General features: G+C 48.8%; 11 protein-coding genes. 3 read left to right on the top strand and 8 right to left on the bottom strand.

Translation table 11 applies throughout. The features are described from left to right. Positions 1–21: 21 nt before the first annotated feature. Positions 22–2,358: a PilZ domain-containing protein gene (locus A1OO_RS03080; RefSeq protein ID WP_016959743.1), complete on the top strand. Its 2,337-nt coding sequence runs from the start codon at positions 22–24 to the stop codon at positions 2,356–2,358. Between the two features lie 77 nt (positions 2,359–2,435). Here the strand turns inward: A1OO_RS03080 and serB are convergent, their stop codons facing one another. Next, a complete protein-coding gene (gene serB / locus A1OO_RS03075; RefSeq protein WP_017004607.1) occupies positions 2,436–3,401 on the bottom strand; it encodes a phosphoserine phosphatase in 966 nt (321 codons plus the stop codon). 263 nt (positions 3,402–3,664) lie between these two features. Here serB and A1OO_RS03070 point away from each other — a divergent pair, with 263 nt between their 5' ends. After that, positions 3,665–4,276 carry a YtjB family periplasmic protein gene (locus A1OO_RS03070; protein WP_016959741.1) on the top strand — a complete coding sequence of 204 codons (612 nt, stop codon included), beginning with the start codon at positions 3,665–3,667 and terminating at the stop codon, positions 4,274–4,276. Between the two features lie 101 nt (positions 4,277–4,377). Here the strand turns inward: A1OO_RS03070 and deoD are convergent, their stop codons facing one another. The 7 genes from deoD to prfC all read right to left on the bottom strand — a co-directional run bounded on the left by deoD (position 4,378) and on the right by prfC (position 13,082). Next, complete coding sequence (deoD, locus tag A1OO_RS03065; protein ID WP_016959740.1) at positions 4,378–5,103, bottom strand: purine-nucleoside phosphorylase; 726 nt, start codon at positions 5,101–5,103, stop codon at positions 4,378–4,380. Between the two features lie 97 nt (positions 5,104–5,200). Beyond that, on the bottom strand, positions 5,201–6,421 hold the full coding sequence (locus tag A1OO_RS03060; protein ID WP_016959739.1) for a phosphopentomutase: 1,221 nt from the start codon (positions 6,419–6,421) through the stop codon (positions 5,201–5,203). An 11-nt stretch (positions 6,422–6,432) separates the two neighbouring features. Next, entirely contained in the window at positions 6,433–7,764 is a 1,332-nt protein-coding gene (gene deoA, locus A1OO_RS03055; RefSeq protein ID WP_026024022.1) for a thymidine phosphorylase, read from the bottom strand. Positions 7,765–7,830: 66 nt separating this feature from the next. Beyond that, on the bottom strand, positions 7,831–8,604 hold the full coding sequence (gene deoC / locus A1OO_RS03050) for a deoxyribose-phosphate aldolase (RefSeq protein WP_016959737.1): 774 nt from the start codon (positions 8,602–8,604) through the stop codon (positions 7,831–7,833). Between the two features lie 555 nt (positions 8,605–9,159). After that, a complete protein-coding gene (locus A1OO_RS03045) occupies positions 9,160–10,401 on the bottom strand; it encodes a NupC/NupG family nucleoside CNT transporter (RefSeq protein ID WP_016959735.1) in 1,242 nt (413 codons plus the stop codon). 202 nt (positions 10,402–10,603) lie between these two features. Beyond that, on the bottom strand, positions 10,604–11,371 hold the full coding sequence (locus A1OO_RS03040) for a TatD family hydrolase (RefSeq protein WP_017004605.1): 768 nt from the start codon (positions 11,369–11,371) through the stop codon (positions 10,604–10,606). A gap of 121 nt (positions 11,372–11,492) precedes the next feature. Then, positions 11,493–13,082, bottom strand: a complete 1,590-nt coding sequence (gene prfC, locus A1OO_RS03035) for a peptide chain release factor 3 (protein WP_017004604.1) — start codon at positions 13,080–13,082, stop codon at positions 11,493–11,495. Between the two features lie 447 nt (positions 13,083–13,529). On the opposite strand from prfC, the gene A1OO_RS23410 reads away from it, so the two are divergent. Then, a partial coding sequence (locus A1OO_RS23410) for a Calx-beta domain-containing protein (RefSeq protein ID WP_017004603.1) occupies positions 13,530–15,609 on the top strand: 2,080 nt, incomplete at its 3' end.

Genomic DNA, 15,609 nt, shown 5'->3' with positions numbered 1-15,609 from the left:
ACAATTCTATCAGACTTTACCATGATGCAGGACCACGATAAGACGCTGTACGATCAGTTACTTCCACTCTATGAGATGGAAGGTTTTGATGATTTACTGTTTAAGCTGACCCCAACCGAAAGTAACTCTGAACGCTTGATCATTAAAATGGAAGTGCGCAAGCTCATGTCTGCGTGCAGCCGCCCCGTGGACTTACGCGGTAAAGTGGTCGGCGAATGCCGTCGTTATTTTCTCAACAACGTGAACCATTGGTTGGATGATGTCGCGATCAATCTGTATCACCGCCGTCTCGATATCTATCAAGGTAAAATGACACAAGGGTTGTGGGATGATCTTCACAACACCTCCAACAGTTATCGCGTGTTGCAGCGCCAAGGGGATGTACGTGCAGCAGAGTCGATGGATACGGTAGAAACCGTGCCATTGCGCTTTGGTCACTACTTGTCCCGCAGTGAGAATCGCATTCAAATTTCCAGCCGTATTCAGGCTTTTCTGCCCGACGGAACGGAAGTTAACGGCTCGACAATCGATCTATCTAACTCGGGCATGCAAGTTAAGCTACCTGCGGCATTTCGTTATGACGAAGGCTCAACACTGGTCGTTTACTTCCCGCAATTGGGCGACGAATGCCGTCTGCCTGAACTGTTTAGCGGCCTAAATTATCGCGTGGTCGGGGTTGAACTTAATTTCAACAAAGACAGTTTTCAACGACTTCGACTGCGTCTAGTGACCAGTACTGACGCCATCAAAAACGCGATTGAGACCAAAAGTACGCAAGACACTGTCAGTTCGCGATCAGAAAATGAAGACAAGTTTCTAACAACACGTTCAAAGAGTTACGAACAAATCTTTCTTGAGCAAACATCCTCATTACCGTTGTTTTTCTGTGGCAACAAGCTGCGTTATAGCTTGCTAACTGAGCAAAACCGTTCGCTGTGGGACTACTGGCATGATGAACGCAACCTGCCTGTGGTTGATAAACTCTTTTCTGCTGCTCGGCTCCAACATTTGGCCTTAGAGGGACTCACTAGCAGTGAAACGCTGGTCTATTGCTTCAGCCACCAACACAGTGATAAAACCTTCTTTTTCTCTGCCTGCCCAACAGAGCTAACACCCGAGCTTCGCCGCTTATTTTGGCATGTGGGTAGCTCTCGCCCCTCATGGCGTGTGCTGCGCGTTACGATGGCGAAAATTAATGAAGAGGACACTCGCCGTTTACAGGACATCTCTCCTGCCTACATCCAGCAAATTGATGAATTAACCCACATCGCGACGATTCAGGATTTAACCTTAGAAACCGTTAACAGCGACTATCGCATCCCGATCAAACCGAAGCTGCCTTCTCGGTCACTGAATCAATTTGTCCATGAGCGTGATCCTATTGCGGCGATAGATGCGGTGCCATCAGTACTCGCACCGCAACGTAAAGAACCTCGTTACCAGCATAAAACGGGCACCATATTAATTCACCACACCAGTGGTGAACTGCATGGCGAGACAATTGATTTCTCTCCTCATGGATTAAATATTTCATTGAGTGGCCCTTTTTCTGGGAGTAAATCACAAGAAGTGGCGGTGACATTTACTGACCTAAAGCGCGTGGATCCCAACGCGCCGCTCGGAAATGTGCCATACAAAGTCATCCAAATCAGCGAAGACCGCACAAACGTTAAGCTTGCTTTGCTCAAGGACAGACACAGTAAACATCGCAGTCACTACTTACAGCGACTCATCGAACACAACCAACATAAGCTCATGTTAGACAGTGAAAAACTGCCGGATGCCCCGCTTCTTAGCGCCATGCATCAAATGTTGCTAACACGTTTGTCCGTCACACCGTATTTCCTCGTTCGTCGTGGTGAAACGCTTCAAGTGTCAGGGATTGGCACTAACTATCCAGGTAGCGAACTCAGCCGTATTTTGCATAAAAGCGCAGCGGCGGGCATGATCTCGCTGGCGCCAGTGCTTGGTGAGCACTTGTCGAAATACGCCAACGGAGTAACACGTCAACGAAACCGTCTTGAGCAGATAAGACATGAGTTTTATGTCGCTGCAACCATTGCGAATGGCGTTGTCATCGCGGTGAAGTCACGTTCATTGGACAGCTTTGAAACACCCGAGGAGAGAAAGTTTTTCATCTCTCAAGCGAAAAAGCGCGGAAAGTTTTTTGCCGTACGAAATTGGATGCAGCCTATAGATGATGGCAGTCAGTGGCTAAATTCGGAAACGTCAGAGCAATTGATGAAGCTATCCACCAAAAGAACGGCACAGCTTGAGCATGAGTTTGCCGATTTGTGTGTCTACGGCGAAATGAGTGACATCACAGATGAAGTGATGATGCGATTGGAAATGGGATGAACCCAAAACCAAAAAACAGAAAGCTAGAAGCTAGAAGCTAACGCTTGACGTTAAGCTTCTAGCTTGGCAAACAGCCCTTACCAGCTAAGGCGCTGAGGCAACAACGACGCTGACAACACACACATAACGCCACCCAAGTCCGCATGACGGATCGAGACCTGCGCAGCTTGCTGCACTTTGGGTTTCGCGTGATAAGCAATGCCCAATCCCGCCGCGGCCATCATGGTTAGATCATTGGCACCATCACCCACTGCTAAAGTGTTCGACGGCGGATATTCATAGCTTTCAGCCAAATCGCGCAAAATGTCCGCTTTACGCTGTGCATCCACGACAGTACCGGCCACTTCACCGGTCAGCTTGCCGTTTTCAATCACTAGCTGATTGGATTCGGCATACGCCAGCGACAAATCATTTTTGAGTTTGTCAGAAAACCAAGTAAATCCACCAGAAGCAATCGCCACTTTCCAACCACGTGCCTGCAGCGACGCTGTCAGACGACGCATTCCAGGCATATAAGGAATATTGTCGCGCACGTGCTCAAGCACAGACACATCGGTGCCTTTGAGCGTGGCGACACGTTGACGCAAGCTTTGCTCAAAATCCAATTCGCCACGCATAGCACGCTCTGTGACGTCGGAAACTTGCTCGCCTACACCTGCCAGCTTGGCTATTTCATCAATGCATTCGATTTGAATCGCAGTGGAATCCATATCAAATAACGCCAAGCCTGGTTCATAAAGGTTAGGAATATTTTCCAGCCCTGAGCAATCGAGAAACAGTGCATCACACAAAGCGACAATCTCAGGCGTTAATTCCCCGCGCATAAGTAGCACTTCATAAGGACCAACCGTCCAACCCGCTAACGGGCGAACACGCTCACCGGTGAGAAACGAAAAATCATCAAGGTAAGAGGGGCTGATGTGCAAACCGAACAGTAGCCATCCTGCTTGACGGCAGTCAGACGGACGAAAGCCACGTATAGAAGGGAATCGGTTTAACAGTTTGGTGTGCTTTTTTATTGGATAAGCTGAAAATGCATCCATTGCATAAATTCCTTTTTGAAAATTCGTATACCCGAGCAACCTCAGATGCTTATTCAGCGAGAGCTTGTTTGGGCATACTACTATATCAAAGAGTGCGTATGATCACAGTAGCGCGATCGACGAGTGACTTCAAAATACTGAGTCAGTGAGAATTTGGTTAAGCCAAGCGCTGACTTGCATTTTTTAAGTGCTGACAGCAAACTGAGGGCGCGCTGATTTTGATGCGAAGTATTTCATAACTTCGCCTATTGCTTGGAAGGCATATGCTACAAATAAACAAAAAACGCCTAAAAAAACTGTGGCAGTTCATTATCCTTGTGGCGTGCTTCGCCACGGTAATGATGCTTTTTATGTACAGTAATCAGTTAAATAACCGTAACTATAAGATGTTATACGACCAGACCGAATCCTTGTCTCGCGTCATTTTACGCCAAGCTGCTGCTGCTGCCCACGATGCTATTGCTAACGATGACATAGAGTCACTTCAACGCTTAGTTGCGAATCTGCAGAGTGAGGATTTGATCTTGGACTCCGCCGTGTACGACATCAGGGGGAATATTGTGGTTAACTCTGTCGGCGCAATGCCGCTTGAACAGCTCACAGGTCTCAATACACCGCTGTCTGTTGCCAGCATTGGTCGACTTCAACTGGTTGAGCCCATTGCAGACAATGGCAACGTGGTGGGCTTTTTACGCATCACTCTAGAACATGGTGATGTGATAAAAGTGGCCTCTAATCGCTTAGAACAAAGCATTAATTTGGTCCGTGCCATGATTTTGGTGGCGATCGTGACAGGGGCGTTACTCATCTTCACGTTTGCTAGCCGCAAAGATCTCTGGCGATCGACATTTTTGCTGAAAAATAATGATTCGTAGAGCAAGCGCGGTCTTAGGTCCTAAAGAGCAACTTTGCCACAACGTAGAACACAAAAGGATGGCCTGAGCCATCCTTTTTCATTTCTGTTACTTAGCAGAACTTACGCTTCGTCAGCGTCGCCCAGCAGTACAGATTCTAGTGCGATTTCAATCATCTCGTTGAACGTGGTTTGACGCTCGTCAGATGACGTTTGCTCGCCTGTCTTAATGTGGTCAGACACAGTACAGATAGTCAGAGCTTTCGCGCCGAATTCTGCCGCTACGCCGTAAATACCCGCCGCTTCCATTTCCACACCCAAGATGCCGTACTTCGCCATGGTGTCAAAGAACTCTGGCTCTGGCGAGTAGAAAAGGTCCGCAGAGAAGATGTTACCTACACGTACGTTGATGCCTTTTGCTTTCGCGGCATCGACTGCGTTACGGGTCATTTCAAAGTCAGCAATCGCTGCGAAATCATGGCCGTTAAAACGAGTACGGTTAATTTTCGCATCGGTTGACGCGCCCACACCGATGATCACTTCACGCAGTTTCACGTCTTCACGCACAGCACCACAGCTGCCCACACGAATGATTTTCTTCACGCCAAAGTCTTTGATCAACTCAGTCGCGTAGATTGAGCATGATGGGATACCCATACCATGTCCCATCACAGAGATCTTACGACCTTTATAAGTACCGGTGTAACCAAACATGCTGCGAACATCGCAAACTTGCTTAACATCTTGCAGGAAAGTTTCTGCAATGTACTTAGCGCGAAGCGGGTCGCCCGGCATCAGAACAACATCTGAAAAATCACCCATTTCGGCATTGATATGTGGAGTTGCCATTTGTATTTTCCTTTTGATCAAATTTCGGATTCTACCTATTGAACATCTGCCGCAGCACGATCAAACACCAGCGCTGCGATGTCTATTCAATGGGGTATTACAAGAATGATTTGCCGTAGTCCATGTCGGAGGTACCGAAGTACTCCGCCAACGTCTGGCCAATATCTGCAAAGGTTTCGCGACGCCCCAATGAGCCCGCTGGCACTTTTTTGCCATAAACCAAAACAGGAATGTATTCACGTGTGTGATCTGAGCCCGGCCAGGTTGGATCACAACCGTGGTCAGCCGTCAGGATCAACACGTCGTCTTCATCCAGCATATCGATGATCTCTGGAAGACGACCATCAAAGTATTCAAGTGCAGCCGCATAGCCCGCCACATTACGGCGATGGCCGTAATGTGAGTCAAAATCGACAAAGTTGGTGAAAACAATGCTGTTGTCACCCGCTTTATTGATCACATCTTTGGTGGCATCAAACAAAGCTTCTAAGCCCGTCGCTTTGATTTTCTGCGTAATGCCGACGTGCGCATAGATATCAGCAATTTTGCCAATCGATATCACTTCGCCTGATTTCTCTTCAACCAGCTTTTGCAACACAGTGGCAGCAGGTGGCTCAAGCGACAAATCACGACGGTTGCCGGTACGCGCAAACTCACCTTTGCCTGCACCAACAAACGGACGCGCGATAACGCGGCCTATGTTGTAGTCTTCCAGCTCTTCACGCGCAATTTGGCAAAGCTCAAGCAAACGATCTAAACCGAAAGTCTCTTCATGCGCGGCGATTTGAAACACAGAATCAGCAGACGTATAGAAGATTGGCAAGCCACTCTTCATATGTTCTTCGCCTAATCGATCGAGGATCTCTGTGCCTGACGCATGGCAATTACCCAAATAGTCAGAAATGCCTGCACGCGCAAGAATACGGTCGGTCAGTTCTTTCGGAAAGCTGTTTTCTTTGTCGCTGAAATAGCCCCAATCAAACAATACAGGTACACCTGCAATTTCCCAGTGACCCGATGGCGTATCTTTGCCAGAAGACAATTCTTGAGCATGGCCATAAGCACCGATGATTTCAGCATTAGGATCGAGCCCTTCAGGGAAGTAGCCAGACGCTTCTTCGCACGCTTTACCTAAGCCAAGTTTATTCAGGTTCGGCAGATCTAGCAGGCCATGACGATCTTCGTTATTCGCATTCCCTGCCGCACACGCTTTCGCGATTGAGCCTAGGGTGTTGGCGCCCACATCACCAAATTTGTGAGCGTCTTCTGAAGCACCGATCCCAAAAGAATCGAGAACCAAAATTATCGCGCGTTTCATGATCGCCTCCTTTAGACGTCTTCTGGGCCAATCTGACGGTACACGTCTGGTGTCGCTTGTGGCGCCTCATCAGAGACAGCCATTGCGGCCTGAAGTGCTTGTGCTGCTTGTTGCCATTGATCTTCATCGTTGGCGTGCACAACCGCCAGTGGCTTAGTGCTATCAGCACGCATTCCAAGTCGAATGACGTCACTGAAGCCCACTGAGTAGTCAATAGTATCGCTCGCAACACGGCGTCCGCCACCTAAACCGACAACGGCCATACCAATCGCTCGTGTATCCATCGCGGAGACAAAGCCAGAGGTGGTGGCAAACACAGGTTTAATCACGTTTGCAGTTGCAAGGTACTTGCTGTAATTCTCAACAAAATCTAACGGACCACCGAGGCCTGCCACCATTTTGCCGAAGCATTCTGCCGCTTTACCGTTATCTAGCACGGCTTGCAGTTTGTTCATCGCATCGTTTTTGTCTTTCGCAAGACCGCTGATCATCAGCATTTCTGCACACAATGCCATGGTTACGGTGTACAAACGCGGATTGCGATATTCACCGGTCAAAAACTGCACGGCTTCTTTCACTTCCAGCGCATTACCCGCGCTGGATGCCAGCACTTGGTTCATGTCTGTCAGTAATGAGCTGGTGCGAGTGCCTGCGCCATTCGCCACAGCAACAATCGACTTTGCAAGTTCTTCGGATTTTTCGTAGGTCGGCATAAACGCGCCAGAGCCTACTTTGACGTCCATCACTAGCGATTCTAATCCTGCCGCCAATTTCTTCGACAAAATTGATGCCGTGATCAACGAAATATTGTCGACCGTCGCGGTGACATCACGCGTGGCATAAACGCGCTTGTCCGCGGGTGCGAGATCGCCAGTTTGACCAATAATCGCGACGCCCGCAGTTTTCGTTACCTGACCAAACACGTCATTGGTTGGGGTAATGTTGTAACCGGGAATCGCTTCAAGTTTATCCAGCGTACCGCCAGTGTGGCCTAAGCCTCGACCTGAAATCATCGGCACATAGCCACCACATGCTGCCACCATTGGGCCTAGCATTAATGAGGTGACATCACCCACACCGCCGGTACTGTGCTTATCGACGATAGGGCCATCAAAATTCATGTGTGACCAATCGATCACCATGCCAGAATCGCGCATGGCACATGTCAGCGCAACGCGCTCGTCCATGGTCATATCATTGAAATACACTGCCATCGCAAACGCCGCGATCTGACCTTCAGACACGGTATCTTTGGCAATGCCTTGGATGAAAAAATTAATTTCATCCGTGGTCAGTGCGATATTGTCACGCTTCTTTCTGATAATTTCTTGGGGAAGGTACATGGTTGACCTCGCAATCTTGGTGATCTGCAACATCAGGGGAGCGCGAACACTCCCCTACTGAATGGCTTAGTAGCCGCCTTCCGCCGCTTTTTCGCCTTCACCCAAGGTATTAAGAAGGTTCGCCAGCAAGCTAGATGCACCAAAACGGTAATGATTCGCGTCAGCCCAATCACCACCAAGAATACGATCAGCCATTGCTAAGTATTCTGCTGCGTCTTCTGCTGTGCGCACGCCGCCAGCGGGTTTGAAACCAACTTTCTCAGCAACACCCATGTCTTTAATGACAGTTAGCATGATTTCAGCTGATTCAGGGGTCGCGTTAACTGGCACTTTACCGGTTGAAGTTTTGATGAAGTCCGCGCCCGCTTCGATAGAGATTTCTGAAGCACGTTTGATCAATTCAGCTTCTTTCAATTCACCAGTCTCGATGATCACTTTCAGCGTGATATCACCACACGCCGCTTTCACTTGTTTTACCAGTTCAAAACCGGTTTTCTCGTCACCTGCGATCAGTGTGCGGTATGGGAAAACCACGTCGACTTCATCGGTGCCATATGCAATAGCTGCTTTGGTTTCAGCAACAGCAATCTCGATGTCATCGTTACCGTGCGGGAAGTTAGTCACGGTCGCAATTTTGATTTCAGGCGTGCCTTGCTCGCGAAGTTGTTTTTTCGCCACAGGGATGAAACGCGGGTAGATGCAGATAGCAGCAGTGTTACCAACAGGCGTTTTCGCACTCTTACACAAGGCGATCACTTTTGCATCAGTGTCGTCGTCGTTAAGGGTGGTCAAATCCATTAGTTTAAGGGCACGTAGGGCTGCTGCTTTAAGATCGCTCATGACTTTCTCCAGTCTATATATTCAAAACCAAGTAACAAATTGCACGACCATAATTGGCACGTTGCAATTTGATGAGCGGACTTGGCTCCTTGAAGTTTGGCTTAAGTTTGCCAATCAACATTCCTTGTTGCCGCACACCCTTCATCATCATCGTTGAGGGTGCAAACTCAACCACTGGACCGCGATGGGTCTTTGGTTGTTGAGTTGTGATATTTCATCGTTCCGCTGTCTAGATGAAACTAAAGTGAAAGTAATTGAAATCACACTTTCGAATCTTTGACAGCGCTCACCAATTTTACCAATGTTCACGCAGCAGAACCAGATGTTACCTGTTTCTGTTGAAAAACACTCTGTTGCTCTTCGTGTCCAAATCGGCACGTTAAGCGGACATGGTTCGGGTATCAATCCAATATATGCGTTGGGCCAACATCATCCTGTCTTATTGCTAGGGCAAGCTTGCCGTTAACGTGTACATTCAACGCCCTTTCCCCTAAACGACAGACAAAAAAAACCGCCTCACAAGGAGGCGGCTTTTAGAATTTTACGTTGTGCGTATTACATCATCGACAGAGTCAGGAAGAAACCAGCGATAGTTGCACTCATCAGGTTAGATAGCGTACCAGCCGCTACAGCCTTCATACCGAAACGAGCGATGTCGTGACGACGTGTTGGTGCGATGCTACCCAGGCCACCCAGTAGGATTGCTACTGAAGATAGGTTAGCGAAACCACACAGTGCGAACGAGATGATAGCAACACTCTTGTCACTCAAATCAGGAATCATTGGGGTGAAGTTCAGATAAGCAACAAATTCGTTAACAACGATCTTCTGACCTATGAAAGAACCAGCAATATCCGCTTCAGCCCAAGGAACACCAATCAGGAATGCTAGTGGTGCGAATACTTTACCCAGCAGCCACTCAAGCGTCAGACCTTCAATGCCGAACCAGCCACCAATGCCGCTCAACATGCCGTTAACCAGCGCGATAAGACCGATGAAAGCCAACAGCATTGCACCAATGTTCAACGCCAGTTGCATACCAGAAGATGCGCCGCCAGCAGCTGCATCGATGATGTTTGCAGGCTTGTCTTCTTCTTCGTCATCAGCATCAGCGCCAAACTGTTCAATAGGTTGATCAGTTTCTGGCTTGATGATTTTCGCGAACAACAGACCACCCGGTGCAGCCATGAAAGAAGCGGCAATCAGGTAAGAAAGTGGAACGCCCATTGCTGCGTAACCCGCCAGTACACCACCTGCTACAGATGCCATACCACCACACATTACGGCAAACAGCTCAGATTGAGTCATTTTTGGTACGTATGGACGAACAACCAGTGGCGCTTCAGTTTGGCCAACAAAGATGTTTGCTGTTGCTGACATAGATTCAGCGTGCGAAGTACCCAGTACTTTACGCAGTGCACCGCCCATTACGCGGATAACAAGTTGCATGATACCTAGGTAGTAAAGAACGCTGATCAACGCTGAGAAGAAAACAACGGTTGGCAGAACTTGGAACGCAAAGATAAAACCGATGCCATCTACAGAGAAGTTTACAAGGCTACCAAACAGGAAGCTGATGCCGTCTTTACCATAGTTGATAACATTCTGTACGGCATTTGCCATACCGTTCAGCAGGGTTTGGCCCCACGGAACAAACAGGATAAATCCACCCAGGATAAACTGGATAGCAAACGCACCACCAACGGTACGCAGGTTGATTGCTTTGCGGTTGTCAGACAGAAGTACGGCGATTAGCAGCAGTACAACCATCCCTACAATGCTCATAATCAGGCTCATAATATGGGTTCCTAAAGAAGTCTTGGCGTATCGACAGATTGGGAGTGTTATTCCGGCCGAGATTATACTCATGAGATCGGTTGCAAAGGAATGCACGAGTCACGGTTTGAATGAAAATTTTTATGCAATTCACCCGAAATAGTGATGCAGATCTATTTTTGTGACCTATGCACGACGCAAACGATTGGGCAAACGATGACGATCAGGTGTTCAATGCAAAACAATCGTTCGCATTTTGTGATGTTGTGTGAATAATTTCTTCGACACTGACTCCTTTTAATTCAGACAGAGCGGCCAAAATCAGCGTTAATCGTTCTGGCAAATTCGGCTCCCCTTGAAACCCTGAAACTGGCATATCTGGTGAATCAGTCTCCAAAACCATGGCTGAAAGCGGCAAGGCTTTAACGGCATTTCGCGTTTTATTGGCGCGTTCATAAGTAATGGTTCCACCTATACCTAGCAAAAAACCACGACGAACATAGTTCAACCCGACCTGTTCGCTGCCACTGAACGCATGCAACACCCCTTTTACACGCGGGAATTCGTTAAGAATTTGTAGCAATTCGTTGTGCGCTTTTCGGCAATGTAAGATCACGGGTAATTGATGTTTTTCAGCCAACGCAAGTTGCCCGCGAAGCAAGGTTATTTGTTTTTCTGGTTGTGGATTATTGATGGCAAAGTCTAATCCGCACTCCCCCACGGCCACGCAAGCTTTGGGCGCGAGTGACAATGCATGGTCGAGCTTTTCAATATCGTCATCATGATGTTCGTGTAACCAAACGGGGTGAAGACCTAACGCAAAAGAGATAGTGGGAAAAGTGTTGGCAAGGTTTGCCGTTGTCTGCCAGTTGCTGACCGCAACCGATGGCACGATAAGATGGTGAACTCCCGCAGCCGCAGTGCGACTTACCCAGTTCGCTGTTTCATCATCAAAGGGCGGAAAATCAAAATGGCAATGTGTGTCTATCATACAAAATCCTTCTCCAACCCTTTTAGCATACAAAAAAGCCGTCTATAAGTAGACGGCCAGTTTTGTACTCAAATGCCAACTTTCGCTTTTCGTGAAAGAGCGAAATTGCAATCAGCGTGAATTAATGCTCACGTGTTGCGCGGAAGATAACATCTGGGTGACGTTCTTGCGTCAGATTCAAATTCACCATGGTTGGCGCAATATAGCTAAGATTGTCACCGCCATCGAGTGCGAGGTTAGTTTGGTTTTTACGCTGGAAGTCTTCCAATTTCTTCGCATCGGAACAATCAACCCAACGCGCTGTCGCTACGTTGATTGGCTCATAGATAGCTTCGACGTTGTATTCAGATTTCAGACGTGCGACAACCACATCAAACTGAAGTACACCAACTGCTCCTACAATCAAATCATTAGAAATCAGCGGACGGAATACCTGCACCGCGCCTTCTTCTGACAATTGAACCAGACCTTTAAGCAATTGCTTTTGCTTCAATGGATCGCGCAGACGAATGCGGCGGAACAGCTCAGGGGCAAAGTTCGGAATACCAGAGAACTTCAGATCTTCACCTTGTGTAAACGTATCACCAATCTGAATGGTGCCGTGGTTGTGCAAACCAATGATGTCGCCCGCATAAGCATCTGCGGCGCGGGAGCGATCACCCGCCATAAAGGTAACCGCATCTGAGATCGACACCATCTTACCGGAGCGAACATGCTTCATCTTCATACCTTGGCTGTATTTGCCCGACACGATGCGCATGAAAGCAATACGGTCACGGTGTTTTGGATCCATGTTCGCTTGGATCTTAAAAACAAATCCGCTGAATTTTTCTTCACCTGACTCGACAACACGCTCATGAGTTTGGCGAGACAATGGCTTTGGTGCCCATTCGGTTAAGCCATCAAGCATATGGTCAACGCCAAAGTTACCCAATGCTGTACCAAAGAATACAGGCGTCAGTTCACCGCTCAGGAACAACTCGCGGTCGAACTCGTGAGAAGCACCAATCACAAGCTCTAGCTCATCACGCAATTGCGCAGCCAGATCTTCACCGATAGCAACATCGAGTTCCTTATTGCCGAGCCCTTTAATAATGCGCGTTTCTTGAATGGTGTGACCTTGACCTGATTGGTACAAAATCGCCTCATCACGATGAATATGATAAACACCTTTGAATTCTTTACCGCAACCGATCGGCCAAGACACTGGTGCACAAGCAATCTTCAACTCGCTTTCCACTTCATCAAGCAGTTCCATTGGATCACGAATTTCGCGGTCCAATTTATTCATGAAAGTCACGATTGGCGTGTCGCGAAGACGGGTGACTTCCATCAGCTTACGAGTACGATCTTCAACACCTTTCGCGGCATCAATGACCATCAAGCAGGAGTCGACTGCTGTCAGAGTACGATAGGTATCTTCCGAGAAGTCTTCGTGTCCCGGCGTATCAAGCAGGTTAACGAGGCAATTGTTATAAGGAAACTGCATTACGGAAGTGGTAACCGAAATACCACGTTCTTTTTCCATTTCCATCCAGTCTGACTTCGCGTGCTGGTTAGACCCACGGCCTTTTACGGTACCGGCTTTCTGGAGCGCGTTTCCGAACAACAACACTTTTTCAGTGATGGTGGTTTTACCGGCATCAGGGTGCGAGATGATCGCAAACGTACGACGCGTGTCGACTTCTTGCTGGAATGGAGAGTTTGTCATGCTTAGGTTTTTCCGGGTTAGACAATACGGTTAATGATCTTGAAGGCGTTAGCGCATTGTACATCAATTCAAATCGGCGGGTATTTTGTACGATCTAGCCATCAGACTCAACGACTGCTCAATAAAATCCCATTCTATCTTCGCCAACGTTAATTTTTTGTAACAAACAAGATCAAGATTGCCGCGAAATGACCGCCCAACAAGTAAGACATACATAAAACGACGCTTATTCATTGAGCCTGATCGCATTAAATGGGAAAGCATCGATTTTTCAATCTCATGGACAGAGTCAAAAAACAATCAATATTTACAAATTGCGTCACCTTTTTGGCATTTACTGTAACAAGTCAGAGTGGAATGGATTGCTTTGCATAGTAATATGGATGAGACTGATGTATCGCATACGGTACGCGCATTTATATTTACCTTTCTGCAGGAATAAGATTCATGGATTCGATTATCACCAAGCAGGCTGCAAAAGTAGTTTCAGTAAACGGTAACGCTCACGTCAAAATTAACGGAAAAGAAATCCCCGTTACAGAACTGTCAGAGTTAACGTCAGGCACTGAACTCATCCTCCCTCCCGGTGCGGGAGCGCTTCTTCAATTAGAAGACGGCAGTTTTATACCTGTAGGTGAAATGGAATCCAACCTTGCATCAACGGACGAATTCACCGTTGACGACGAAATCGCCGCACTTCAAGAATTGCTGCTTAATGAAGACTTTGACCCGACACAAGAATTAGAAGCAACTGCTGCGGGTAATTCCTCGCCGACGAACACCGGCGCTCAAACCTCAGCAGTAGAAAGCCGCACTGGCAATGAAACCGTGGCTCAAGCAGGTTTTGATACTGAGGCGACTGCGCGTAGTTTTGCAAATGCGAGAGGCCTAAGCCAAGAATTTAGTGCAGCGGCTAACGACCTTCCTACTCTTACTGTGTCTGGCGGCGGCGAAGTGAATGAAGGCAGTAATGTCACCTTTAACGTCGAGCTGGGTAACCCTGTAAATGGTGATGTAACTTACACGCTAGTTTTGAACAATGGCACAACCGATAACAACGATTTTGCCCTTAATCCAGATGGCACCCTGACGGTCGAAATCAACGGTGAAAATGTTTCCTTTACGCTGATTGACGGCAAGCTCACCGGTACTGTTGATCTCGGCGGTAATGTCACTTCGTTCAACGTTGTGATCCCGACTTTTAATGACAGCGGCAGTCCTGTCTTTGAAGGTGACGAGTCGTTTAGCCTCGATATTTCCGCCAGCCTTGGCAGCCAAACCCTGACAGATTCAGGCCGTGCCACTATTTCGGATGATGGAGTAGTGACTGACGAACCCGGTGAAGACCTAACTCCAGGCGGTGATGACGACCGTCCTGAAGTCGCAAGCGTGACTGACACCACGGTCAGCGAAGGCGACGCCACCACCTTTACGGTCACTCTGACCAACGACAGCACCACCAACACCACGGTCAGCCTAACCCTGGCTGGTGACAGTGCCGACAAGAACGTCGACTTCACGGGCACGACCGTGACCGTCAACGGCACCGAGATCTCCGTCGCCGCTGACGGCAGCTTCACCGTCGCTGTTGCTGCTGGCGACACCGCATTCAATGTGGTCGTTAACACCACGACGGATGACACCTACGAAGGCGATGAAACCTTTACTGTGTCAGCCAAGACAGACAATCAAGCCAGCGCGGTTATCGGCACTGCCACCATCACCGATGGCGGCCATGGCGGCGATGACGACCGCCCTGAAGTCGCAAGCGTGACTGACACCACGGTCAGCGAAGGTGACGATGCCACCTTTACGGTCACTCTGACCAACGACAGCACCACCAACACCGAGGTTACCTTGACGTTGGCGGGTGATTCCGCCGACAAGAACGTCGACTTCACGGGCACAACCGTGACCGTCAACGGCACCGAGATCTCCGTCGCCGCTGACGGCAGCTTCACCGTCGCTGTTGCTGCTGGCGACACCGCATTCAATGTGGTCGTTAACACCACGACGGATGACACCTACGAAGGCGATGAAACCTTTACTGTGTCAGCCAAGACAGACAATCAAGCCAGCGCGGTTATCGGCACTGCCACCATCACCGATGGCGGCCAAGGCGGCGGCGATGACGACCGCCCTGAAGTCGCAAGCGTGTCTGATACCACGGTCAGCGAAGGCGACGATGCCACCTTTACGGTCACTCTGACCAACGACAGCACCACCAACACCGAGGTTACCTTGACGTTGGCGGGTGATTCCGCCGACAAGAACGTCGACTTCACGGGCACAACCGTGACCGTCAACGGCACCGAGATCTCCGTCGCCGCTGACGGCAGCTTCACCGTCGCTGTTGCTGCTGGCGACACCGCATTCAATGTGGTCGTTAACACCACGACGGATGACACCTACGAAGGCGATGAAACCTTTACTGTGTCAGCCAAGACAGACAATCAAGCCAGCGCGGCTGTCGGCACCGCCACCATCACCGATGGCGGCAATGATGGCACACCAGACGGCGGCGACG

Source organism: Enterovibrio norvegicus FF-33 (genome assembly GCF_000286835.2).
In the GTDB taxonomy this organism is placed as follows: domain Bacteria; phylum Pseudomonadota; class Gammaproteobacteria; order Enterobacterales; family Vibrionaceae; genus Enterovibrio; species Enterovibrio norvegicus_A.
Note: the sequence above shows the minus strand (reverse complement) of the source record. Positions and strands in the feature narration are given on the sequence as shown.

Bases quoted from the DNA above. Each gene is read 5' to 3' on its own strand.
- A1OO_RS03080 (WP_016959743.1), top strand. From the start codon at position 22: ATGATGCAGGACCACGATAAGACGCTGTACGATCAGTTACTTCCACTC.
- serB (WP_017004607.1), bottom strand. From the start codon at position 3,401: ATGGATGCATTTTCAGCTTATCCAATAAAAAAGCACACCAAACTGTTA.
- A1OO_RS03070 (WP_016959741.1), top strand. From the start codon at position 3,665: ATGCTACAAATAAACAAAAAACGCCTAAAAAAACTGTGGCAGTTCATT.
- deoD (WP_016959740.1), bottom strand. From the start codon at position 5,103: ATGGCAACTCCACATATCAATGCCGAAATGGGTGATTTTTCAGATGTT.
- A1OO_RS03060 (WP_016959739.1), bottom strand. From the start codon at position 6,421: ATGAAACGCGCGATAATTTTGGTTCTCGATTCTTTTGGGATCGGTGCT.
- deoA (WP_026024022.1), bottom strand. From the start codon at position 7,764: ATGTACCTTCCCCAAGAAATTATCAGAAAGAAGCGTGACAATATCGCA.
- deoC (WP_016959737.1), bottom strand. From the start codon at position 8,604: ATGAGCGATCTTAAAGCAGCAGCCCTACGTGCCCTTAAACTAATGGAT.
- A1OO_RS03045 (WP_016959735.1), bottom strand. From the start codon at position 10,401: ATGAGCCTGATTATGAGCATTGTAGGGATGGTTGTACTGCTGCTAATC.
- A1OO_RS03040 (WP_017004605.1), bottom strand. From the start codon at position 11,371: ATGATAGACACACATTGCCATTTTGATTTTCCGCCCTTTGATGATGAA.
- prfC (WP_017004604.1), bottom strand. From the start codon at position 13,082: ATGACAAACTCTCCATTCCAGCAAGAAGTCGACACGCGTCGTACGTTT.